Annotated in this window: 10 protein-coding genes; all 10 read right to left on the bottom strand. The window is 50.8% G+C overall.

Annotated features, from left to right (window positions below; translation table 11 throughout):
* Positions 1 to 75: 75 nt before the first annotated feature.
* Positions 76 to 5,400 carry an NPCBM/NEW2 domain-containing protein gene (locus ACFQ0N_RS21820; protein WP_379330130.1) on the bottom strand — a complete coding sequence of 1,775 codons (5,325 nt, stop codon included), beginning with the start codon at positions 5,398 to 5,400 and terminating at the stop codon, positions 76 to 78.
* Between the two features lie 1,364 nt (positions 5,401 to 6,764).
* Entirely contained in the window at positions 6,765 to 11,579 is a 4,815-nt protein-coding gene (locus ACFQ0N_RS21825) for an S-layer homology domain-containing protein (protein ID WP_379330132.1), read from the bottom strand.
* A 131-nt stretch (positions 11,580 to 11,710) separates the two neighbouring features.
* Positions 11,711 to 12,715, bottom strand: coding sequence for a glycoside hydrolase family 130 protein (locus ACFQ0N_RS21830; protein WP_379330134.1), 1,005 nt, complete (start codon positions 12,713 to 12,715; stop codon positions 11,711 to 11,713).
* Positions 12,716 to 12,759: 44 nt separating this feature from the next.
* Positions 12,760 to 13,587 (bottom strand): carbohydrate ABC transporter permease, encoded by an 828-nt coding sequence (locus ACFQ0N_RS21835; protein ID WP_379330136.1) that lies wholly within the window; start codon positions 13,585 to 13,587, stop codon positions 12,760 to 12,762.
* 13 nt (positions 13,588 to 13,600) lie between these two features.
* Positions 13,601 to 14,503 carry a carbohydrate ABC transporter permease gene (locus ACFQ0N_RS21840; protein ID WP_379330138.1) on the bottom strand — a complete coding sequence of 301 codons (903 nt, stop codon included), beginning with the start codon at positions 14,501 to 14,503 and terminating at the stop codon, positions 13,601 to 13,603.
* A 77-nt stretch (positions 14,504 to 14,580) separates the two neighbouring features.
* The gene (locus tag ACFQ0N_RS21845) at positions 14,581 to 15,969 is read right to left on the bottom strand and encodes an ABC transporter substrate-binding protein (protein ID WP_379330140.1); all 1,389 of its coding nucleotides are present in this window, start codon (positions 15,967 to 15,969) and stop codon (positions 14,581 to 14,583) included.
* A 178-nt stretch (positions 15,970 to 16,147) separates the two neighbouring features.
* Positions 16,148 to 17,797 carry a response regulator gene (locus tag ACFQ0N_RS21850; RefSeq protein ID WP_379330142.1) on the bottom strand — a complete coding sequence of 550 codons (1,650 nt, stop codon included), beginning with the start codon at positions 17,795 to 17,797 and terminating at the stop codon, positions 16,148 to 16,150.
* Entirely contained in the window at positions 17,790 to 19,607 is a 1,818-nt protein-coding gene (locus ACFQ0N_RS21855; protein WP_379330144.1) for a cache domain-containing sensor histidine kinase, read from the bottom strand. The genes ACFQ0N_RS21850 and ACFQ0N_RS21855 overlap by 8 nt, the downstream gene beginning before the upstream one ends.
* A 340-nt stretch (positions 19,608 to 19,947) precedes the next feature.
* Complete coding sequence (locus ACFQ0N_RS21860; RefSeq protein WP_379330146.1) at positions 19,948 to 21,546, bottom strand: response regulator transcription factor; 1,599 nt, start codon at positions 21,544 to 21,546, stop codon at positions 19,948 to 19,950.
* Positions 21,540 to 23,348: a cache domain-containing sensor histidine kinase gene (locus ACFQ0N_RS21865; protein WP_379330149.1), complete on the bottom strand. Its 1,809-nt coding sequence runs from the start codon at positions 23,346 to 23,348 to the stop codon at positions 21,540 to 21,542. Before ACFQ0N_RS21865 ends, ACFQ0N_RS21860 begins: the two co-directional genes overlap by 7 nt.
* Positions 23,349 to 23,440: the final 92 nt, after the last annotated feature.

The following is a 23,440-nucleotide window of genomic DNA, read 5'->3' on the forward strand; positions in this document are numbered from 1 at the left end:
ATTTTCATTGCGCTTTGCCTTATATGAAGGATATGCCTTGCCGAAAATCGATCGGCAAGGCACACCTCTAGAACATTAAAACGCAACCTGGTTCAACAAATTGTAGATGACTTGCGCAGCTTCCGAACGGGTAGCCGTTCCCTGTGGAGCGAACATGCCTGCTGCGCGTCCCTTGATCAGTTGCTGCGCCGCGGCAGCCTTCACCGATGCCGCTGCCCAGGCCGATATATCGCCTTCATCGGCAAATGTCGAAACCGCTCCTGCCGATACCTTGCCTTCCATCAGCTCCCAGGCCCGCATCAGCATGACAACCATCTCCTCGCGCGTGATTTGCGCATGCGGATCAAATTTCTCCGCGCTTTTTCCTTTGACGATTCCCGCCTGCACCGCAATGGCGATCGCTTCCGCATACCAGTCGCCCGGCTTAACGTCGGTGAAGGTCAGCTCTGGCCCGCCCTTCAACTCCAGCTTCAGCGCCCGTACCAGCAGTGCCGCGAATTCCGCGCGGGTGACGCTGCGCTCCGGCTCGAAGGTCGTTGCACTCGTACCCGTTACGATTTGCTTCGCTGCCAGCGACTTGATCGCAGGGGCCGCCCAGTACTGCGGAGCGACGTCGTCAAATCGCTTCGTAATCTCCAGTACTCCGTATTTCCCCGGGCGATTAAGGGCTGCGCTGCCTTCCTTGCCGCCGATTGTCCCCGGCGCCTCCTCCAGCGTCCCATCCTCCGCGATCCGGTACGCCCCCGACAGCTGCGGATCGACCGCTTCGTCCAGTTCCCACCGAAGCGCAAACGGCGGACGATAGCTTATGAGCGTTTCTCGCTTGCCGTCGCTCGAAACGATATACAAGCTCACATCATATATGCGGCTTGCCAAGCGAACATCCGCTTGCAATGTGCTCCGGATTTTGGCTGCCATCGCCTGCGCATCGCCTTCCGGCAGCGGCGTCACTTGCAGGATCAACGCGCCATCTGCTCCGCCTGCCGCTTTCCATTGATCCGCCAATTGCCAGATTGCCTCGGACGGGACGGTCAGGGTCAGCTGCTGATCCAGCTTCACTTCCAGCATGCCCTCGCCCAGCAGCTCCGCCGTATGCAGCGGCAGCTTCAACGTTTTCGTACCGGCAGGTACTTCTACCGTTGCTTTTCCTTCGCGCGGCGCCAGTTGTTCCGGCTTGACTGCTACTTCCCCTTCCTTCTTGCTTCCTTCATCTGCAACAGGCGGAATCCAGATCGGGCCTGGCTCATACGGCTGCGGCGTTACCTTGAAGCTGATCCGGTACATTTGCTTCGCCACTCCATCTTCCGCCGTCACCTCAATCGTCGTCACTCCTGGCAAGCCCGTAGCCGGCGTAATGACCACTTTCGCCTTGGAATTGCTTGCCGCTGCGGCCACTTCCGGTACTTTAGTCGTACCCGATGGCAGCACCACCTCGTAGTCATACTGATCCGGCTTGAAGCCTGAAAGAGGTTTGCCATCCACGGAGATACTGCTCAGCGTCGCTTCTCTACTTTGCGGCTCTTCCCCTTCGAGCTTGAAGCTGATCCGGTACATTTGCTTCGCCACTCCATCTTCCGCCGTTACCTCAATCGTCGTCACTCCCGGCAAGCCCGTAGCCGGTGTAATGACTATCTTTGCATTGGCGTCGCTTGCCGCTGCGGCCACTTCCGGTACGACAGACGTACCTGATGGCAGTACTACCTCGTAGTCATACTGATTCGGCTTGAAGCCTGCAAGCGGCTGTCCACCGACAGCAACGCTGCTTAAAGCGGCATTGCTATTCAATATCGTGATCGTTGTACTACCGCTTACACCCGAACCATCTCGTGCAGTAGCAGTGACAGTCACTTGACCGCTCGCTTTTGCCGTTAGCATGCCATCCTGACTAATGACTGCGATCTGCTCATCCGAAGTAGCCCACGATACCTCTTTGTTCGTAGCATTTTCCGGCTCTACTGCAGCCTCCATCTGCAAGCGGCCTGGCAACTTAGGAATGGTCGTTACATTCCCTTGCCCGCTGACTGTAATTTTGGTTACTTTTACATCGGACTGAATAACGAAGCCTGCATTGACCCAATCACCGTGGTCGCTGTTGTTAATATCATATTTATCCAGATTCAGTCTAATTTGCTTAGCACCTTCCGGCAGCAGCTCATTGTAATACCAGTATTGCCCTTTTTCGATTATCGGCGATTCGGCAAGCAATTGATTATCCACAAATACCCGGAATATCATACTGGCTTTTCCGCCTTTTTCATCGCCTATCTCATCATCAGCACCTACTACGGCGACGAATCGCTTGGCGCCTTCCACAATGTTATATACAATGTCGGAATCGGCATGCGTACCGATGCCATGTTCATACTTTTTACCCGCTACACTTAACGGATTGCCGTCAATCGACTTATTCTTTTTAACTGTCGACCAATCTGATTTGGCGCTCACCCAATCTAGTTGATCTAAGTAGATATCAGGCAAAGGCGGTTCTGGTAACTGATTGGAAAAGAGGAATAATGTTTTGGACACCGTTTCCGATTGCGCGATACCATTAACAAAAACCCTTGCCTTGATTACCACTTTATTAGCATGTGCCGCATCAGGAACAAACGGCTCTGTATATAGCAATGAATTTGGAGCAGGTGTACTGCCGTCCAGCGTGTAGCGAATCTCATATACACTTTCGCCCGCATTCGTCAGGAACCTTACTTTGCCTTCTTCATTCAACCAATCTCTTTTACCGTCATAGTCAATAAGCAAGTAGGGAACCGTTGATTTATTAAATTTGGCTGACAGCTCTGTGCCCTCTCCGTCACCTTTTACAATTTTTGCACGCAAAACAGCGGAATTCGTCAGCTCAATACTGTTCTTGTAGAGTGGGGATTGGCTGGACGGCTCGCTGCCATCAAGTGTATAACGGACTTCACTGTCCGTACCGGCCGTTTTCAAATAAACCGTGCGCTTCGCTAAAAAACCGCCGCCGTACGGTTCCATATCCATTTTGGACAGCTTTGCCACATACCCGCCGCTAGCGCGCATATTAAACTTTAAAGTATCGTTTTTGCTTACAGCTTTGTCCACCTTTTCATAGCTTGCTTGTTCGTTCGGATTATCCGCATAGATCGCCGCCTGATACGAGCCGCTATCCAGATAGGACAGGTCAATCTCCATTGAACGCTCTTTATCCAGCCCATTCATGACAGCGATATACCACGTTGACCCCGATCTCCGGGCAAAGGCTGACAACTCGCCAATTTCGCTTCCCGGAAGGACGATCGTTTCATCCCAAACAGTAGGTAAGCTTTTGATCAGTTCAATCGCCGGATTTTTCATCATTTGTTCCGGATGCTCGCCGAAAAATAACGCAGGCGAGGTGAACGTAATTGCCGTCGCTAGCTGATGGCTCCACGAAGTTTTGCCTAGTCTGCCGCTGAAGCTGATCGGCGTATAATCGCCATGCCCCGCCAGCAGTCGAGTGAAAGGGAGCGTGGTATGATGACTTGACGGAAGCGCACCTTGCTCTAACCCGTAAATTCCTTCCCGGGTAAGCTCGTTGGGATATGTGCGGGATAAACCTGTTGGCTTGTTCGCGCCATGAAAATCGACCATCAGGCGCAGCGCCGCCGCCTCTTCCAACACCGCTTTATAAAAATTCACTTTGGTCAGCGTTTCCCCGTCAATAAAATCAACTTTTATCCCGGCAACGCCTAGCTCGTGCATTTTCTGCAGAAAATCGCTGCGTTCGTTTTTGTCATAGAGCCTCTCAGCATGTTTCCACACCCAGGTCTCAACATGACGCGCTTTTCCATAGTCTACGACTTCCTTCAATAACTGATAGCTTTGCTCAATGTCACTGCCTCCCCAATCTTGCCAGGCATCATCGACGAGATTATACTTAAGCCCCAACTCCGCAGCATAGTCGATATACAGCTTGCTGTTTTGAGGAGTAACGCCACCGCCTCCAAGCCATGACCATACAGATGATCCCGGTATAATCCAATCCGTATTATTATCGAAAATCGGAGATTGGGGATCGGCCGTGTTCGGAACGATATCGCTGTTGACCAAGCCGTTCAAATCTGATGCGATGGAAATAATCCTCCAGGGCGTGACCACCTGACCAGCGATTTTCCAAGGATTCATGCTTCCATTATTATCAAAATAAGCTTTAAACGTCCGATTGCCGGAAGCAATCAGCGACATCCCGGCATAATTGACAAGGTTACCTTCCGTTATTGCCGCATAACCGAGATTGTCAGGTAATTTGACGGTCAAAGGGAATGTCATTTTGGTACCTGCAGGGACTTCTTCTGCCGCTGTTTTGTTATATATAGCCTCATAATTCGTCACATTTGCATGATGCCAGACTTGACTTCCCTCGGGAAGCAAGAAACTTGTACTTTCTCCATATATGGATCTCTCTGCCTCCCCTTCCGGAATGATATAACGGAACGCTATCCCGTCATCGTAGGCTTTCACTTCGATTGTAAATTCTAATCCGGTCGGCAGGTGGGTCACCGGGATCTGTGTCAGCGTGTGATGATCGATCGCCGTTGAATGATTGCCCTTCCAGGCATAAGACTGCGATTCCGGTTCCGATCTCAACGGAACGCCCAGCTTGACACTGTTGCCAATATTGTTGGCATCCACATTCACTCCCAAAAAAGACTCCTCAATGACAGGAACGCCTTGAAATTGAACGGAATAGACGAGTCGGCCTTCGCTATTTTTGGCTACTGTACCTGTAACGGCTGCGTTAGGACTTTTAAAATAAACCGGTTCGGACGGTCCGGAAGGATTAGGTTCTTCAGGGTCATCAACCAGAAAACCTGCATTTACCCAATCTGCGTGATCACAAGTGATTTCGTCCACTCTATCGCTCACCAATGTCAAAGTCTTGGCGCCAGGAGGGATATCTATATGAAATGCATAGGTTTGATCAAGCTTTAGAACATTCGAATCGCCGACGACTTCATCGTCAATGCGAACAATGAAGCGAATATCGGCTTTTACAGAGTCCGGGTTGCTCTTCACTTCATCGTCAATGCCTACGATAGCTACAAACTTTTTATAGTTCGGCAACAAGTCATATTCGATCTTGGAGGTCGCATGTGTACCGATGCCCTTTTGGTAGGTTTGTCCCATGATCGTCAAAGTGTTGCCATCTGTCGATTTATCCTTTTTGATATTTTCTATATCTCCCCAGCCGATCGTCGCGCCGTCCTTCCAGTTCAAGTCGGACAAATATATATCCGGCAGCGGCGGCAGCAAGGAGGCTGTTGCGGATGGGCCGGCATCATCCGCCCGAGCTGCTGCAGGGGCAGCAAGCGAGAAGACCATCGTAAATAATACCGCTGCAATCAACAATGATTGCGCATGCAACAAACGTAGACTTTTTATCACTTTTTTTGCTCCTTTTAAAATTTGAGTTCTACTCTTTCCTGTTATCTCTTGAAGAAAAAGGGAGCAGCATTCCACTCCATCTTCTATCGTCACCTCAATCTGTTACACCCAGCGGGTCTGCTGCTGATGTAATCACCGCTTTTACTTTTGCGTCTCTTGCTTCTGCAACCATTTCCGTTACCCCAGTCGTAGCACGATGGCAACACCACCTTTGTAGTCATATTGATCCGGCTTGAAGCCCTTCAATCCCGCCGCTGGTGTAATTATCCCTTTCTCCTTGGTAACGCTTGCAACTGTGATCCGTACTCAGACGTCTACAAAAATTTTGCAAGACTGGTCCCGACTTCGAGAAAAATGCCGGATTATACGTCTATTATGAGATTAGAAAGCTGTCTTGCGAATACAAGATTCTCCTGTCTTCTATTAAAATTCTCATCTGGTACCGGAAATATCTTTGGTTTTGCCGTGTATAGATAAAGCGCTTCCAATTTTCACTTAACTTTTAGTGAGTCGCTTGTTCAAGGCTTTCAAGTTCAATGTTCCATATATACAGCGGTGTTGCTGCCAATAACGAGATTTGAAATAAAATAAGTTCCCGCCGGGATATAAGCAATGCCTTGAGCGTTGTTACCTTGCACTGTGCCGTACCGGCTTGGATGATCCAACGCCTGCTGAATCGCGGTAGTACGAGACTCAACTTCGGTTTGGGCTGGGCCATACTTCACATTGTACGGTTCAATAGAAATATTAAAGATGCCTTCGCCGGTTGTTGCAGGCTGGTCTGTTTCCTCAGGGTCTGCTGCAATAACGACTCTGTCAGAGGGATTGAAGTTCCATTCGCAGTTAATGTATACTCATCGGAAAACCCGTATGCTTCAGGCACTGGATATAGCGAAACTTTGCTAGATCCAGTGCCCCGTCCCCCATGAAGCGTCTAACTATTAGCCAATTTGAATCCTCCTAACACGAAGTCTATTTATTTCAACTGATCATTTTAATGAAATCACGGTTATAAATGACTTTATCCGGGTTGTTTGTAATCCAGTCACTATAGAATTTGTCAATTTTCTCTCCGCCTACAATGGATTTTTTCCAAATATCATTAATCGTTGCCGCACTTTTATCGATAATTTGCAGGTCGGAAGGAAGGATTGGCCAGTTTGTAATTGGATAAGCGTATTCATTGTCGGGATGTCCATAGCATAGAATCCATCGCCTACCGCGTCTATGGCAGGCGGGGGTGTATATGCTTGCAGCACCGCCCGCATCTGGTCCCCGCGGTTGATGCAGCCGTAGATCGGGATGCTTTATAAGTCTTTAATGTTGAAGGCGATGAATGGAATTGAGTTTTTGATGCAAGCTTCTTACATCCGCATCAGCATCACTGCCGCTTCGGCTCTAGTCGCTATCGCCTTCGGCATAAATTTGCTGCCCGGACGGCCGGTTACGATTCCCCGCTGTTCCACTGCTGCAACGGCCCTCTTCGCCCATTGCGGGATATCCTTGTCGTCTGCAAAGCCGGCAGCCGTTGCCGTGAGCGGCAAATCAAGCGCCCTTGCAATCATCGCCGCCATTTCCATCCGCGTTATGGCCGCATTGGGGCGGAAGCTGCCGTCGGGATAGCCGTTCACAATGCCCGCCGCCACTGCCTGCGCGATTGCTTTGCCGGACCATACTCCGATCCGGTCGCGATCCGTGAAGGCAAGTTCGCCGCCTTCTCCCTCCAGCTGCAACGCATTCGCCAGCATGACGATAAACTCTGCGCGCGTTACCGTATTGTCTGGACGGAAGGTTCGATCAGGGTAGCCCTTCACAATCTTCTGCGCAACTGCTCGCATGATCGAATCAGCAGCCCAATGGCCAGCAATGTCAGCAAACGCAACAGCGCCTTCATCCGGTTCGCCGGCCTCTAGCCCCGGCACTTCTGGATCAAGCGATTTACGCACTATCGTCAACGAATATGTTTTCACCGTGCCGTCCTCTGCGCGCACTTTCACTGCAAACACATTGTCTCCTTCCTGCAAAGCCACCTTAATGCCGCTGCCATTCGGCTCACCGCCGATTGTAACCTCAGCCGCTTCATGCGTCGCGCTTGCCAAAATCTCCGCCTGCTCTGCCGTTGTCTCTGCAGCGTACGCCAACACGCCAGCCGAGAACGATGGTGACAAGGTGAGCGCCACGCCATCTGCGCGTACCTGCAAGTCGCGCAAATCAGCGTTATTGGACCATACCCAGCCGCCCCAACCGTTGCCTTCATTGCTATTGCTGCCGCTTTCCAGCGTTTTCACTGCAATGTTTAAAGCGGGGCTCTCATTCCCGGCAGCATCATAGGCCGCAACGCCAAACTGATAGGCTGTTCCTGGCGTCAAGCCTTCCACCTGCCGCTCATATACTGTTCCGGTTACCGTTGTCCGAACTGCTCCATCCACATAAATCCGATAGCCCGCCACGCCAATATCATCCGTTGCCTCCGGCCAGTGCAGCTTCACACTCGTCGCCGTCACATCCGTAACTGCAAGTCTGGCATTTTGCTGCCATTCTGGAGCGTTGGTGTCGCCATCCGGCTGCTGTGCGGCTGGCGTAACGGCATTGGATGCCGAAGATGTCGCACTGCTCCCCACATTATTAATGGCTTTAACCGTGAACGTATACTGCGTGCCATTCGTCAATCCCTTGACAATGATCGGACTCGAAGCACCGCTTGCAATAATGTTATCTGGTGATGATACAACCTCATAGCCAGTAATTGTATTGCCACCATCATTCTCCGGCGGATTGAATGAAACCGTCGCGCTGCGATCTCCGGCGATCGCCTGAATTTGCGTTGGCGCGTCCGGTACGGTGACCAGCGGCGGAGCCTGCTCCAAATAATCCCGCAGCACAGGCACAAGCTGGCGCGCTATCTTCTCATGCCCTGCCTTGGAAGGATGCAAGCTGTCAAAGTAATCCGATGAAGGATAGGCATCAACCCAGCCTGACGTATCTATGAAATGTACCTTTTCATCCCCTGCAGCAATCCGTCCCTCCACAGCAGCTTTCGTAGGCTCTGTCATAAAACCGCCAAAAGTCTTTAATGCGATTAAATGAGCATGCGGATAGCGCTCGCGGATTTGGGCAAGGAAATCTGTATATGTGCGTTGAAAAGTTGCTGCCCCTACCTGGAACTTGTCATCATTCGTACCTAGGTTGATGACGACTGCGTCAGGCTCGTAACGCCCGAAGTCCCAGTCGGGCGAATTGACATCGTCCCCTGTCCGCAGCTTGAAATACTGCTCGCTCATACCAAGTGAATTGGGCGTATAGCAAGCGATTCCCGTCTGCAGACAAATGCCGGTGTAAGCAATTTGCATATGGTCGGCATTTAGCTCCTCTCCCGCAAGCCAGGCGTAAGAATCAAGTGCGACATCCGGCATCCGGTAGCCGACCGTGATCGAATCTCCGATAAACTCAATCAGATGCGATCTTTCCGGCAGCGGAACTGTACTTTCGCCGCTGTCCAGGTACAACCCCTTGAAGGCGATGGAATCCAGCACATCTTTGGCAACAACGGTCAGCCGGTGCGTGCCATCCGAAAGCAAGGAGGGCGTCAAATTTATCGTACCGTCCGCCCCATCATAAAGGACGAAATCTCCGTCGTCGATTTGCGCATAGATTGCGGCCGGCTTATCCAAAGCCAACTGTGCCTTCTTCCCGGTAAAACCTACCCGAAAGGAAGCACCCGGCCAATAGCTAACCGCTTTTTCTCCGGCTGAATTTTCCCAACGCCCAATATAACGGATATTCGTATCATTCGGAGCAATCTTCTCCATCGCCTCTCCCGGCTCAGTCACGATGAAGGCAGCGGTTGCGCTCAGTTCTCCATTCTGTGTACGGGCCGTAATGATTGCGTTCCCTATGCCTACAGTAGTTACAAGTCCGTTGGCATCGACCTTCGCCACCGCCGAATTGCTGGAGCTCCATCTCACTTTCTTATTGGTTGCATCCTCCGGAAGCAGCGACGCAATCAATTGCATACTATCGCCTAAAGCCAGAGTTGCGCTCGTCTTATCCAACGCGATGCTATCTACGAATACTTCCGGACCGTATACCTCCATCTCCCACAGTGAATAGCCATAGATTGTCGCTCTTTCCGTGCCATACATCCGGACATAGCGTGCCTCTGTTTCCGGAAACGCAATCTCCTCTACGCCGCCCTTTCCGTTTGTCGTGCTGTATACAGTACGCCAATTTTCCTCAGCGTCCGGATCATCGGCAACCTGGATTTGATAGCTTCTGCCGTATGCGGCTTCCCAATATAAATGGACGCGGTCAATATTCCGCTTCTCCCCCAGATCGACATAAATCCAGCTTGGATCAATTCCGCGCTTGGAAGTGAAGCGTGTAGCCGGATTACCGTCGAATGCCAAGGCTGCCGTATCCTCCGCAAGGTCGCTGGAGGAAGCGACCGCCGGCTGATTCAGCGCCAGATTCGTTCTCGGTCTTGGCTCCGGGTTTTGCACCGGCTTGATCGTTACTCCGCTATAATTTTCAAGCAGATGAAAGTTCATCTCGTTAAGCGTTGTCGCCGGTTCCGTACTGCCCGGCATATAAACATTTTCAAACGTAATGTCCGTTATCTCTGCGCCTTCCATGCCTTTTATTTTGGCAAAGCTCTCGCCCGCGTCCCGGACTGTAATATTTTTCACCTTAACGCCGGTAATCGGCCCGACCCCGTTGTTGCCGCTCTCCACGGTGAACATCGTCATCCAGGCGCTGTTATCTTCATTTTTGCCAACGACGTCTTCGACATCGATATTTTCAAAGGTGACGCCGCTTACCTCTCCAGTCCCATACTTGTGATGGATTGCAAAGCCGACGGCTGCCTTGTACACAACAGCGTCCTTGAACGTAATATTGCGCTGATCCTGCATGACCCCTTGCCCGATTTTATAGCCGTAGCACCAAGTCCAGGCAATTGCATCCTCAAACAGCACGTTTTCTACCGGCTCGGGGTTTCCCGGCCACGGAACAGTGCCGGAGGCGATATCCGTATCTTCTTTCCATGCCTTCGTTGAATAAGGATCATCGAGCGCAATGCCAATCGTATGACGAATAACCGCATTTTGCGACTCGACAATGTCGATGCCGTCATTTTCACCCATACTAAGACTGTTGAACATTTTCATATTTGTAAATAACAAATCATTGGATCTGACTGGCATGACAGCCCATGCCGCCGATTCTCTAATGACGATCCCGTCCAGGGTGAAGTTTTCGGTCGCGATTGGCACGACAAGATTGTTGATCATCCCTTTGCCATTCGTGCTTTTGTCGTCATGCAGCGCCTTGCCGTTGCCGTCAATCGTTCCCCTGCCGTAAATTTTAATGTTGGAAGAATGAAATTCCGTCGATATCCACCAGGTTGCCGGACGTCCCATAGAGTTCTTAAACCAGTGCTCCTTGTAATCTGCCGTCTTGCCTGTGCCGACCAGCGTTGCCCCCGGCGCCAAATATAAGGCCGTATTGCTCTTCATCACCAGGTTGCCGATATAATAGGTTCCCGCCGGCACATAGACGATGCCCTGGGTGCCCTGACCTTGCGCTGTGCCATAAGCGCTGGCGTCATCGATTGCCTGCTGAAACACTGCCGTTCGCCCCGCTACGCCGTCCCTCTCCCCGTTTCCGGTTACATGATAAGGCGCTTCCGCTAGGTTATAGATTCCCGTGCCCGATGGCGCCGGGACATCCGTCTCTATCGGGTCGGCGGCGATAACGAGCTTTGTTGCCCGGCTGTTGATCATCACGATCAAATATTCATCCTTCTCTGTCGTGAAGGTAATTGTGCGCCCTTCCACCTTGCTGGCCTGTATGCCCAGCTTTTTCGGACTAATCGCATATTCATGAACCTTATCCGTGTTCAGAATCGTCACCTCGTAGGTAACCTTTCCTTCCGATACAGAAAAATGGGCATAATCGTAATCGTTGAACGCTTTTACTACAGGGACATCGACCCCATTAACTTTCAATGTATAGTTGACAGATGCGTCATAACGGATAGACGGCTGATAGGCATATACCGCTGCCTCGTTCTCTGCCGCCGCTGCGGGCATGGCTTGAACGATTGGGGCGGATATGGCCAGCATGGCCGCGATCAGCGGCAACAGGATGAGCTTGCTCCAGCGTCGGTTCAATATATACATATTGCAGAACTCCCTTCCCTTCTGATTTGCAAGCGATTTCATTCGACTCTGTTATTAGCGGTTGACGACTTAACCCGCATGCGGCGGCATTTTGAAAAGCACCCTTTCGGGCGCTTTTCCTGCCGGGCCGGTTACTCCTTCTCCAGACAAAGCTGAAGTAGATCGTCCACATGAGCGGTAGCCAGGCATTCCACTGTATCCGCCGCACCGTAGTAAATTTTCACTTCGCCGTCCTTCTCAAGCACCATTCCGCCGGGAAAGATGACATTGTTGCGGAACCCGCTCACGATCTCGTATGGCGCCTCAGGTGCAAGCAGCGGCTCCTTGCTCATGCCGATAATGCGCTTCGGATTTTCAAGATCCAGCAGCATAATGCCTGCGCTGTATCTCTTCTTCCAGCTCGGTTCCCAGCCGTTCTTGCCTCTGGACGGATCAAGATCAACTGCATGAAAAGTGGTGAGCCAGCCTTTGTTCGTCTTGATCGGCGGAGCGGCCGGACCGACCTTGTCATTGGCGAATGGCACATGTTCCACAGCCAGCAGCAGATCGGAATTGCCCCAATGCACCAAATCGGGCGACTCGGCGATCCATGTATCAAACCGGTCGACGCCATTCCGGCTATATACTGTAAACGGCCGTTCCAGCCGCACATACTTACCGCCAATACGTTCGGGGAACAATACCATATTGCGCAAATCCGGAGTAGACAAACTCAAAATCTCAAAAGAAGCAAAATCGTCTGTCACTGCGACGCCGCCCCGAATGCCGTGCTTCGTATCAACGGCAAAGCACATGTAGCAGCGCCCGTCGATGACAGTCAATCGCGGATCATAGGCCCTGATAACTTCTTCGTCATGCAGTTTGAAGACCGGCCTCGGTCCCGCCTCCCAGCGGATGCCATCATCGCTGAAGGCAATACCGAGATCCGTCGTATGGTGCGGCTTGATCGTCTCATCGGCAAGGGAGCCGTAATCATTGCGGAATATCATGACATACTTTCCGTTAAATTTTGTTACCCCGGCATTGAACACCAATGCGGTCGGGTAAGGCACACGCGACGCATCAAGTACCGGATTATCCGGATGCCGTCTAATCCGCTCGCTCGATGTCAGCGGGCCGATAACAGGAAGTTCCATCTCAATTTTCATCCTTTCTTTGCATGCGTTAGTTTCAGATTCATTCAGCCTTTCAGAGAGCCTGCCGTCATCTGCATAAACGATTTATTCGCAAACAGATATACCAGCAAAATAGGCAATATGGATAAGCAGGCGCCTGCCATCATATAGTGCGTTTGAGCAGCAGCCGACACACCGTATTTCAAATTGGCGAGTCCGACAGTCAATGTTTGCAGATGCGGCTTGCTTAAGGTGAAGACGAAGGGCAGCAAATATTCATTCCACGCTCCGCGAAAAGCGAATAATCCGGCCACGCCAAGCCCTGGAGTGAGCAGCGGGACAATGATCCGCACATAGATCGAGCCTTGGGAGCAGCCGTCGATCCGGGCCGCCTCGTCCAGCTCCCGCGGAATGCCGCTCATGAAGCTTAGCAGAATAAAAAAGGCCGACGCATGCGCGCTGATTAATATGAGAACAACGCCCCATAATGAATTATGCAGATTCAGCTTGATCATCAGCTCGAATTGCGGCCGCAGCACAACAGCGCCGATCGATACAAACATCGTAAATGCCTGGATGCCGACATAAATCTTTTTGCCTGCGAAGCTCATCCGGTTGACCACATAAGCAGCCATCGAAGCCACAATCAGCGTACCCGCTGTAGCCGCAACGGCAACAAACAGACTGTTGAATGAGTACGTAGAAAAGCCGGCCTGCGTCCATGCCTCCGCATAGTTGCCGATCTCCCAGCTTGACGGAAGCAGCGTTGCGCCCGCCGTCAGCTCGGCATTCGTTTTAAATGAGCCCAGTATTGTGATGACGATCGGGAAGAGGGTCAACAGCAGCACCAGCAGCAGAAACACCCAAAGTACGATTTTCCATACATATTTCATCCTGCTCCCCCCCTTACCCGCTGCGGTTCAAACGCCGCGAACCATAAAAATATGCAATCGTAATCAGCCCGACAATGAGCGCTGTAATGAAAGCTACGGCACTGCCATAGCCCATCTCCTGAACCTGGGTCGCCGCTGCGCCTCCCGCCGTCGGGAAAAACAATTTATAGACGTATAGAAACATGACATTCGTTTTGCCTGCAGGACCGCCGTCTGTCATCACCATAATACTTTCATAGCCTTTCAACGCATTAATGATCGCCAGCATAATGATCATCTGCATGACCGGGCCCAGCATCGGAATAGTAATGTAGCGGAATTGCTGCCATTTGTTAGCCCCATCCAGAGAAGAGCTTTCATAAACATCCTGGGGGATATTTTGCAAGCCGGCCAAAAACAGCAGCATATAATTGCCAACCGCCCCCCATACGGCAACGATAATGACAGTCAGCATGGCATAATCCGTCCCCAGCCAATCGATCAGCCCGGCGGTAAGCTTGTATTTAATCAAGAACTGATTCAAAATCCCGTTGTACGAATTAAAGATTGTAAAGAACACAACGGCCATTACAGCTGTACTAATAATGGTCGGCATAAACAGCAGCGCCCGCAGCAGCCCTTTGCCTCTAATCCCCCGATTCAAAATTACGGCCAAAATTAAAGACAGCGGCAATGACAAGGCCAGCTTGCCGCCAGCGTAAAGAAAAGTATTCCACACCGCATCCCAGTACTCATGATCGCCCATCACCCGGGCGAAATTATCGAGCCCGATGAAACGTTCCTCGCCATAGCCTTTGTAATCATAAAACATATAGCGCATCGCCCAGCCTATCGGGTAAATGCCCAGGACGATGGTCAGAATAAAGCTTGGCAGCAAAAAGCCATATGGGAACATCATCTTTTTTGCTCTATTCATTCCATCTCCACTCCTTTCATCAAGAGAAGGGGCAGAGAGATTTTGCGCTCTCTCCGCCCCGATCGTATAACCGCATGCTATTTGGCAAACTGTCCCGCTAATGCTTTCGGATCAAAATCAGCGTTCGGCTCCGCCTTTACTTCGCCGTTTTTCACCGCTGCCGCCAGTCCAGCATTGTAGCGTGCATTCAAATCTTGAATGATCGCGTCCAGATCGCCACCGCTAATCATATACTTGAAGAACGCGTCATCCGATTTTGTGCCCTGCACGGCTACAACGGGATAGACCGGCCATACGCCGTCGTATTGATTAGGCAGGAAGCTATCGATCCCCTTAACATCCGGTGTCGCTGCAACCTCGCTCACGGATGGCACCATCGAGATGCCAAAGCCTTTTTCTTGATATTGCTGAAGAATTTGCGAGGAATACATATAAGATATGAACTTCCACGCCGCCTCCTTATGGGAAGTCTTGGAGCTTAAAGCAAGCCATTGGCCGCCAAGGAGACCGGAGGCCCCATTGAAATTGCCGTCGATCGATGGCGCCGGAGCTGCAGCCCAGTCAATCTTGGCCGGGAATTGCGAGGAATAGACGCCAGGCTCGGCCGAATAGGACAGGTACATGCCGATTTTCCCCTCGGCAAATTGCGCGCGCAGCGGATCGATGTCCAGCGACTCGACGCCCGGCAGCATGCTGCCGTCATCCTTAATTTGCTTGAAGGTCTCTATAATCGGCTTGAACCCGCTAAAATCGTATTGCGCAGTCTTGAAATCATAACCGAATCCGCCATAGCCGCTTACTTCGGCAATAACGCGGGCGGAACGGCCAAATGCGCTGGCCGGGTTTTTAAAGTTGAGCGCAAAGCCGTATGCTCCGCTATCCTTGCCCGCTTCCGTCAATTTTTTGGCGATGTCCACCATCTCTGCCAAAGTCGTTGGCGGAGCCTCGATACCCGCCTTGGCAAACAACTCCTTGTTGTACACCAGCCGCATCGTGGTGCCGAAGTTCGGAAGGCTGTAGCGTTTACCGTCGAAGCTGTTCAAATCCGGCATTTCTTGAAATTTCGCTTTTATTTCATCGTCAAGAAACTCATCGATCGGCGCCAAATAGCCTTTTTTATAAAAAGTTTGTATCGTATTTTCTTTCACGCGGATAACATCGGGAGCCTCCGAGGTTTGGAAGGACATATCCAGCGCCTGATCAAAGTCATCGCCTTTAATGGACAGCTCGACTTCAATATTGTCGGTATTCGCAGCATTAAACTCATCCACTATTTGTTTAATGTATTCCGAATCATGCCGGTCGCCAGTCCAATAGCTGATTTTTGTTTTCGTGCCTGCCGTTGCCTTGTTGTCCCCTCCTTCGTTCCCGGGAGCCGTGTGTTGTCCGTCATTTCCTCCGCCGCAAGCCGCAAGGCCGGCAGCCAGCGTCAAACTCATCGCCGTTAAAAGCAGCTTTTTTCTCATGCTAACGTGTTCCCCCTTTTATGAGATAACTTTCATCGATCTTATTTTTTAATTATAAACATCGCCCAACAATCGCATAATGCGGCAAACCACACAAAAAGGGCAGATATCTTATACTTTTTTCTGCAAAAAACTCCAACAGCCGCAGTTTCCGAAGTCGCAAATAGGCTGCGCTGCCCTAATCCAAATCAATTGGCAGATCCGCAATCCCCGTGCTATAAATTTTGAACTCGGACGGTGTCATATTGGTGTGCTTCTTAAATACCTCGCTGAAGTAACGCCTGTGCTCATATCCTAGCGACTGCGCAATTTCTTGTACCTGATAGCCCTCAATCAACATATGCTTTGCCCGCTCCATCCGCTGATGCATAACAAATTGCTGAAAAGAAATACCCAGCACCTTTTTAAACAAATTGGAAAAATAGCCTTGACTCAAATTAAACTTGCCGGCGCAATGTTCAAGGGACAAATTGTGGTGTAAGTTAGTGCAAATATAGTCTCTGGCTGCATAGATCAGCTTCGAGGATTCATCGGAGCGCTCCTGTCCAATCCAGCTGCACCCCTCCTCACACAATCCAAGCACCACCCTCTGCATCTCCAGGAAGGTAGCATGTTCACGCTTGCTGTTGCCGATCCAGCGCTGTTCCAACTCCCTGACCCTCTGTTCCCCAAATAGCTCAAGCATCGTACGGCAAATTTTCGCCGACAGCTCGAAGCACAGATGCTCGACATGGCGAGGCTCAGGAAGGGGAACTCTTTGCATCAAGTCATTGAAAATTTGCTCAAGGATAAGTCGGCATTTTCCGTTATTGCCGGACTTCAAGGCGAAAAGAAATTCCTGCTCGGTCGCTGCCGAATAATTCGGCATCATGCCGCTGCGCTTGCCGTCTCCTAGCGCTTCCGAGTATTTGGCAACGCTGTTGCCCTCTGTAAAAAAGTGATACGACAGGGCGCTGACGGCTTTCTGGTATGCATCAGGCAGTTCGGACACCTGCCGGACGCATCGCCCGACTCCAATCGAAACGGTAGAATGAGTATAGCGCTGCACATTTACTCTACACGCCTCCGATATCGCTACCGCCTCATGATCATCCGCACAATTCATAATGCAGACAAATTGGTTGGCCGACTCGCGGAAAATAACACCTTTTGTCCATAACGTCACCGTTTCCTCCAGCACATTCCGCAAGCTGAAACGCATCAGCTCCACTTCCCAGGCAGGACGCAGCTTGTACTTTTCCATGAAGTGATCAAATTCAGCAACGAACACATTAAAGCTGTCCGGCTCCAATCCGATAGCAAGCTGCTCCCACTGCGCTACAATCCCCGTGCCGTTATGAGGATGATGGACAAGCAGCGTTAAGTGTTCCTGCTGCAGCACGGGCAGGCTTTGTCTCTGCCTCATTTCCAGCTCTTGCAGCCTGTCCCGCTCCTCCTTGGATTGTAAAAAAGCCTCCTTCGCCTTCAGCACTGTGCCTACAATTTCTCCAACAGAAAACGGCTTTTTGACGAAGTCAAAAGCCCCAAGCCTGATCGCCTGCTTGGTGTATGAAAAATCGGTATACGCACTCAATATAATGATTTTCGTCATTGGTGCTATGCTTAATATTTGCCTCGTCATTTCAATGCCGTCCATCTTGGGCATGCGGATATCTGTAAGCACAATATCCGGCTTTACCTCCCGCACCATCCGAACCCCCTCCTCGCCGTCAAGCGCCGTCCCGGCCATCTGTATGCCGTGTTCCGCCCATGACGGCTTACGCGAGATCATATCTACCACACTGCGGATATCGTCAATTACACATAGCTTTACGATTTCATCAGCCATGCCACTGCACCTCTCCCCTTCTCATCGGAATCCATAATTCTATTCTGGCTCCGCCTTCCGCCAGACTGAACAGCTCCAGCCGCGCTTCGTCCCCATAATACAAATTCAAGCGGTTCGCAATACTATACAGCGCAAAGCCCTTCCTCGACGCCGCATGGCCTGGCCGCTTCATCCTCTCCCGCACCTGCTCTACATCCATCCCTGCCCCATTGTCCTCAATAAGAATATGCAGCTTGCCTTCATCATGCCGGACTTCCAACCGGATTTGCCCCCCGCTGCCCCGGTCCCGAAAGCCGTGCTGAATGCTGTTCTCTACAAGCGGCTGCAGTAAAATTTTCGGCACGTAATACGTCAGCAGCTCCGGATCGCCGATCATTTTGCTGTAAGTAAATAGCCTTTCGTAGCACATATTTTGTATCGTACAATACTGCTCCACATGCAATAATTCATCCTCCAGCGTGTTCCAATCCTTGCCGCCGCTCAAGCCCAGCTGGAACATTTGTGACAGCGCCATAATCATCTTGCTCGCTTCCTCATTCTCGCCCATCTCCGACTTGCAGTAGATCGTATTCAGTGTATTGTACAAAAAATGCGGCTCCATCTGCGCAGTGAGCGCACGCATCTCCGCTTCGCGTTTGCCCGCTTCTCCGGCTTTTACATCTTGAATCAGCCTTGTAATTTCATCCAGCATCCGGTTGAACTGAAAGCCTACCTGCGCCACCTCGTCCTGCGACTTGCTCTCGAATCGTACCGACAGCCGGTTGTCCTCCACCTCGCGCATAAGGCGCTGAAGACGGTACAGCGGCTGCAGCAGCACTCTTGTCAGCTTATTCGACAGCAGCCAGGCTGCAATGAGAAACAGCAGCATAATGATCCCCGTCGCACGCTGAACCGCTTTCATCTGCTCCAGCAGCTTATCCTTGGACTGGATGCCGAACAACAGCCAGTTCTTCTCGATTATAGAGCGCGCATAGTTGACCAAATATTCAGTATCGTCAAACGTATGAAAGAAGTAGCTGCTCTCCTTGGCAGAAATGCTGCCGAGGAAGGCTTCATCCTTGCGCAAACTATGCCGGATCGGCCAGCTGGTACGCATAACCTCTTCTCCGTCTGAATCGATAATAAAATAGTTATAATCATTGTGCGGCGAATGTTGGTTAATAATCCCGATAAGACCGCTTTCACTGACATTGACGATAAAATAAACGTTCGTATTGGAGAAGCTGTCCTGCGTCCCTTTAGTAACGAAGCTGAGCACACGCCGTTCCCCCGTAAAAAATACATCGGTATGTCCGCTAAGCCAGAAGCCGCCATAGTTTTCCTTGGCCAAATAATACAAATTCGATTCATAAAACGATTGATTCGGCGCTCGGCGCTGCCAAACAGGATAAAAATCCCCGATCGGTGTTGCAATCAATATGCTCTCGATGAGCGGCTCATTGAATGTTACCTGGGAGAATACATACTGCAGCTCGGATAAATGAACATAGTAATCGGCAATATTGTTGCTCTGCACATCCTGCATCAGTAAATTAAAGGCATCGCTAAACATAATGGAACGAACCGCTTTAGAGACACTGTATAGCTTGTCATCCAGTATTTGTCTCGTCTTGTTCATCGTCTCCTGGCTGGAAGCAAAGGCATTGCGCTGCAATTCCTGTGCTGCAATATAGTAGGACGATGTCCCGACAACGCCGACAGCCAATGCAATCAACAACGAAAAAGCGACATTGATCCGCCGCTTGAAGGAAATGCCATAGTACAACGTGAGCCAACTCGCCCATATTCTCCTGGCACTGGGAAGCTTCATCGCAGGGACACCCCCTATTTTGAAGAACAAATAAACTTTTTTCCACTAATTTACATCAAGAAGAATGGCTTGCCCCGCGGGTCGACAATATGCAAAGTCAGTTTCGCGGCCATTGTTGCTGCCTATTTGGCCTTAACCCCGCTATTCGCCAAAATGTTTGCCCGCGGCTGTATCTCTTATCAGGAACGCTATTCGGCAATCGTGTTTATAAGTGCTGGCCGTGTCGGGCATCGATCATCTATTAACCGGTTATTTTTGTCGTGTTCATTCTCATGCTGCTGCTCTTCTTTCGCGCGATTCGCAATTTTATCAACTATCGGTAGGCAGCGGATACACATCGTTAAGCGTAATAATCCCGGTAATTTTTCGGTGTGCAGCCAACGAGCTTTTTGAAAAGATGAGTGAAATACGCCGTATTCTGAAAACCGATTTGTTCCGCTACTTCGTAAATTTTGATGCTCGGGTCCTGCAACAGCTCCTTGGCCTTGTCCATCCGCATCGTCTGGACAAAATCGGATATGGTCTGCCCCGTTTCTTTTTTAAAGAGCACGCTCAGATAGCTGGCATTCATGTAATGCAGATCGGCAATCTGTTTAACCGTCAGGCTCTCGTGCAGATTCGTTTCGATGAAACGGGCAATCTTCAAGATAAGTTGATGAGGGCGATGGGCCCGATCCCCTTGCCAAGGCGGGGCGAAAACGGCCAAATGTGCAACTATAACGGCCTTGGCTTCGTTCGCACTCCGGCAGGCCAGCAGTTGACGCCACAGCCGCATTTGGCCGTTGCCGTCACTAGCTCCGCCCGCCTGCTGCCTGCGTGTAAGCTCGATAAGCAGCTCTATGCCGAAAGATAATACTTCGGAAAGTGCGTCATGTTCCTGGGGTATAATGGAATCAAATACATCGTTCAACAAATCGGCAGCTTGGGTCATCTCCCCAATCTCCGTTAGTTGAACGATTTCCGGAATCAGTTTTCCACGGAGACGGATATCTTGATCGTTAGACTGATCCAGCCAATCTTTATGCTGTTGCCGGTTCTCTTCTCCGGACAACCGGACCTTTGTTGCCGCGAGCTTCGCTTCCTTGTAAAGCTTGTGCGCCTCAAACCATGAACTGCCTCTCCGACTGCCGCAGATTGTGACTGAGATGCCAAATTGTGCCTTTGCGGCGCGGCGGAATAAGCACAGCCGATTTTCCAGCAACGACGCAGTTTCCGGTGCAGGATTCAATTGGACGGCTGCCGCCCGACCGTCTCCCGCCCTCGCCACGTACAAATCGGCGCAATCGTTCATAAGGGCACGTACCGCGAGGTGGAATTCCAGTCTTGAAGCTGCATATGTCTCGGCTTCATGCGCTCTGCCCGGCGCAAGCTCCAATCCTAGAATAATTACACGCACTCCATGATCGGCTTCGGGGAGATCAAGCAGCCTTCTCCATGAGGCAACCGTACCGCTGTCGCCGGTTGTTCCCTCGAGCAGATCGGCAGCGAACCGTTCCTTTACCAGCTCAACACTGTCTGACACCTTCGCATGCAATGCTTCCATCTGGGCAGTCATCTGCCCATTCCGGTCCAACGTTGCACGGAAAGCAGTCAGTTTATCTTCCACCTCTTCCGTCTTAAGCGGTTTCAACACATAGGCCAGTGCGCCCGCATGCATGGCGTCCTGAACAAAATCGAACTCGTTGTAGCCGCTGATCATCAGTGACTGAATATGCGGATTATGCGCCTTGAACCGGGCAACGAGCTCAATGCCTGTCATTCCCGGCATCGATACGTCCGAAATAAGCACGTCGATGGGCGTATGCTCCAGCACGGCTAATGCCTCCTCGCCGGACTCTGCCGTAATCGGAGGCTCGTACCCAAGCTCTCGCCAGCGAATATGGCGTATTAAACCTTGAATATGAGTCGTTTCGTCATCCACGATCATGACATTTAACATGCTTGCTCCTCCTTCCGGTTGTTCGGCTGAATGCTCGGCTTATCCAGGCATGCCGGGATTTCGATCGTTACCCGCGTCCACGCCGTGTCAACGCTATCAATCATGAAGCTGCTAGAGCTTCCAAAATATAATAGCAGGCGCTCCCGGATGTTGGCCATACCAAAGCCATTACCTTTGCCGATCGGGTTTCCTTCCCGTATTTGTGCCAACAACGCTGGGGCTATCCCCTTTCCGTTATCGCAGATTTCGAAGCGAACGCAGTCTTCCGCTTGTATAATCGAAATAAGGATCAAAGCATCTTTCTTGCTTGTAATGTTTCCGTGAAGATAGCAATTTTCTACGATGGGTTGCAAAAACATTTTGATTGTATAATACATCAGAACCGAGCGGTCGATGTTCCATTCGACGCGAACTCGCCCCGGGTAACGTTGTTCTTGAATAGCCAGATAAGCTTTGACGTGTTCAATTTCATCACCGATTCTGATTACATTCACTCTGTTATCAAGCGCCAACCGGTAAAAGGTCGTCAGTGCATCAATGGTTCGAATTTGCGTTTCATCCTTCATATCCATCGCTCTCCACCGAATCAGACTCAGCGAGTTATAAATGAAGTGGGGGTTGATTTGCGCCTGCAGCGCTTTGAATGACTGCTCCTTTTCCTTTAGATTGGCGGCTGTAATATCCTCCACGAGCTTTCCCAGTCTGCCGGCCATGTGATTAAAATGATTTTCAAGTTCTCCGAGCTCGTCCGCGTCTCGTTTTTTTACAGTGACAGAAAACTCGCCGTGCGAAATATCGTTCATCCGGCTGCCAAGCTTTCGAATCCGCCAGACGACGTTTTTCATAACCGTCATCAATAGAAAAGTCGATAGCATCAGGAACAGTGCTGTTATGCCGATAATGCCGTACAAGAAAAATTCGGACTGCCGCTCCATTTCATTCAATTGGATAAGCGCAATCACATACCATCCGGAGTCGATCGGTTTGCCGATAACAAGTTTACCGTCCGTCATCTCGCTGTAGGCGTCATTCGTGCCGCCCCACAATCCGTTCAAATCCGAGTCATTCAGGCTGCCTCCGATCCATCGAGGATTGGAGGACGCGATAATTTGCCGATCTCTGTCCAGGATATACAGACTGCCAGAGCCTTTGAATGGCTGCTGCAAAAGCTCGCCGAAAACCTGACGGTAGTCCAGCAACATATAGACAATGCCGGAAATGTTGCCGTATGCGTTCATGATTTTCCTTGTAATCGCCAACTGCCGCGGTTCATGAACCGCATGAGTCCACATCATGGAATCCGGCGCGTTGAAAGTGCGAGAGTACCACGAAACTTCGCTCTCCCCCAGCAAAGAACGCTGCTCCTCCGGTTTCCACAGCAGCAGTCCATCCTGCGTCAATGTTTCGTTGTTATGGTAAATCCTGAAATCGATAATGCCCGGCAAATATTTGCTGGTGGACAGAAAGGAACGGTCGATATAGCGGATAGATTCCCACTGCTCATACATATTGGCGTAAGTTCTGACCAAGCGGGAAATAAGCTCCCCGTCGTTGGCCGTGCGAGTGGCGAGGAGATCGTAGCTTACTTTGCGGAATTCGATGTTCTGTGCCGTTTGGCGGACGGCCTCTTCAATGGTTACCATATAGTTATTCCGAACATTATCTAGGGTTATGTAACCCGCGCCGATCCCGAGCAGCACGGTAGGCACGAGTACGATGATACCGTAAAGAAACAACATCTTTAACCGCAGGTTCATTTTACGGGTAAACCTTATGATGATTTTTTCCAGCTGCAAACGCAAGACTCATCTCTCCTTCCGCCTCAAGTATAGCACGATCAATCACCCGAAAAAGGAAAATAAAGCAACCCCCGGGAGGGGATTGCTCTAGCTTG

It is taken from the genome of Paenibacillus sp. GCM10027626 (assembly GCF_042676285.1).
Classification (GTDB): domain Bacteria; phylum Bacillota; class Bacilli; order Paenibacillales; family Paenibacillaceae; genus Paenibacillus_Z.

Bases quoted from the DNA above. Each gene is read 5' to 3' on its own strand.
- ACFQ0N_RS21825 (WP_379330132.1), bottom strand. From the start codon at position 11,579: ATGTATATATTGAACCGACGCTGGAGCAAGCTCATCCTGTTGCCGCTG.
- ACFQ0N_RS21830 (WP_379330134.1), bottom strand. From the start codon at position 12,715: ATGGAACTTCCTGTTATCGGCCCGCTGACATCGAGCGAGCGGATTAGA.
- ACFQ0N_RS21835 (WP_379330136.1), bottom strand. From the start codon at position 13,587: ATGAAATATGTATGGAAAATCGTACTTTGGGTGTTTCTGCTGCTGGTG.
- ACFQ0N_RS21840 (WP_379330138.1), bottom strand. From the start codon at position 14,503: ATGAATAGAGCAAAAAAGATGATGTTCCCATATGGCTTTTTGCTGCCA.
- ACFQ0N_RS21845 (WP_379330140.1), bottom strand. From the start codon at position 15,969: ATGAGAAAAAAGCTGCTTTTAACGGCGATGAGTTTGACGCTGGCTGCC.
- ACFQ0N_RS21850 (WP_379330142.1), bottom strand. From the start codon at position 17,797: ATGGCTGATGAAATCGTAAAGCTATGTGTAATTGACGATATCCGCAGT.
- ACFQ0N_RS21855 (WP_379330144.1), bottom strand. From the start codon at position 19,607: ATGAAGCTTCCCAGTGCCAGGAGAATATGGGCGAGTTGGCTCACGTTG.
- ACFQ0N_RS21860 (WP_379330146.1), bottom strand. From the start codon at position 21,546: ATGTTAAATGTCATGATCGTGGATGACGAAACGACTCATATTCAAGGT.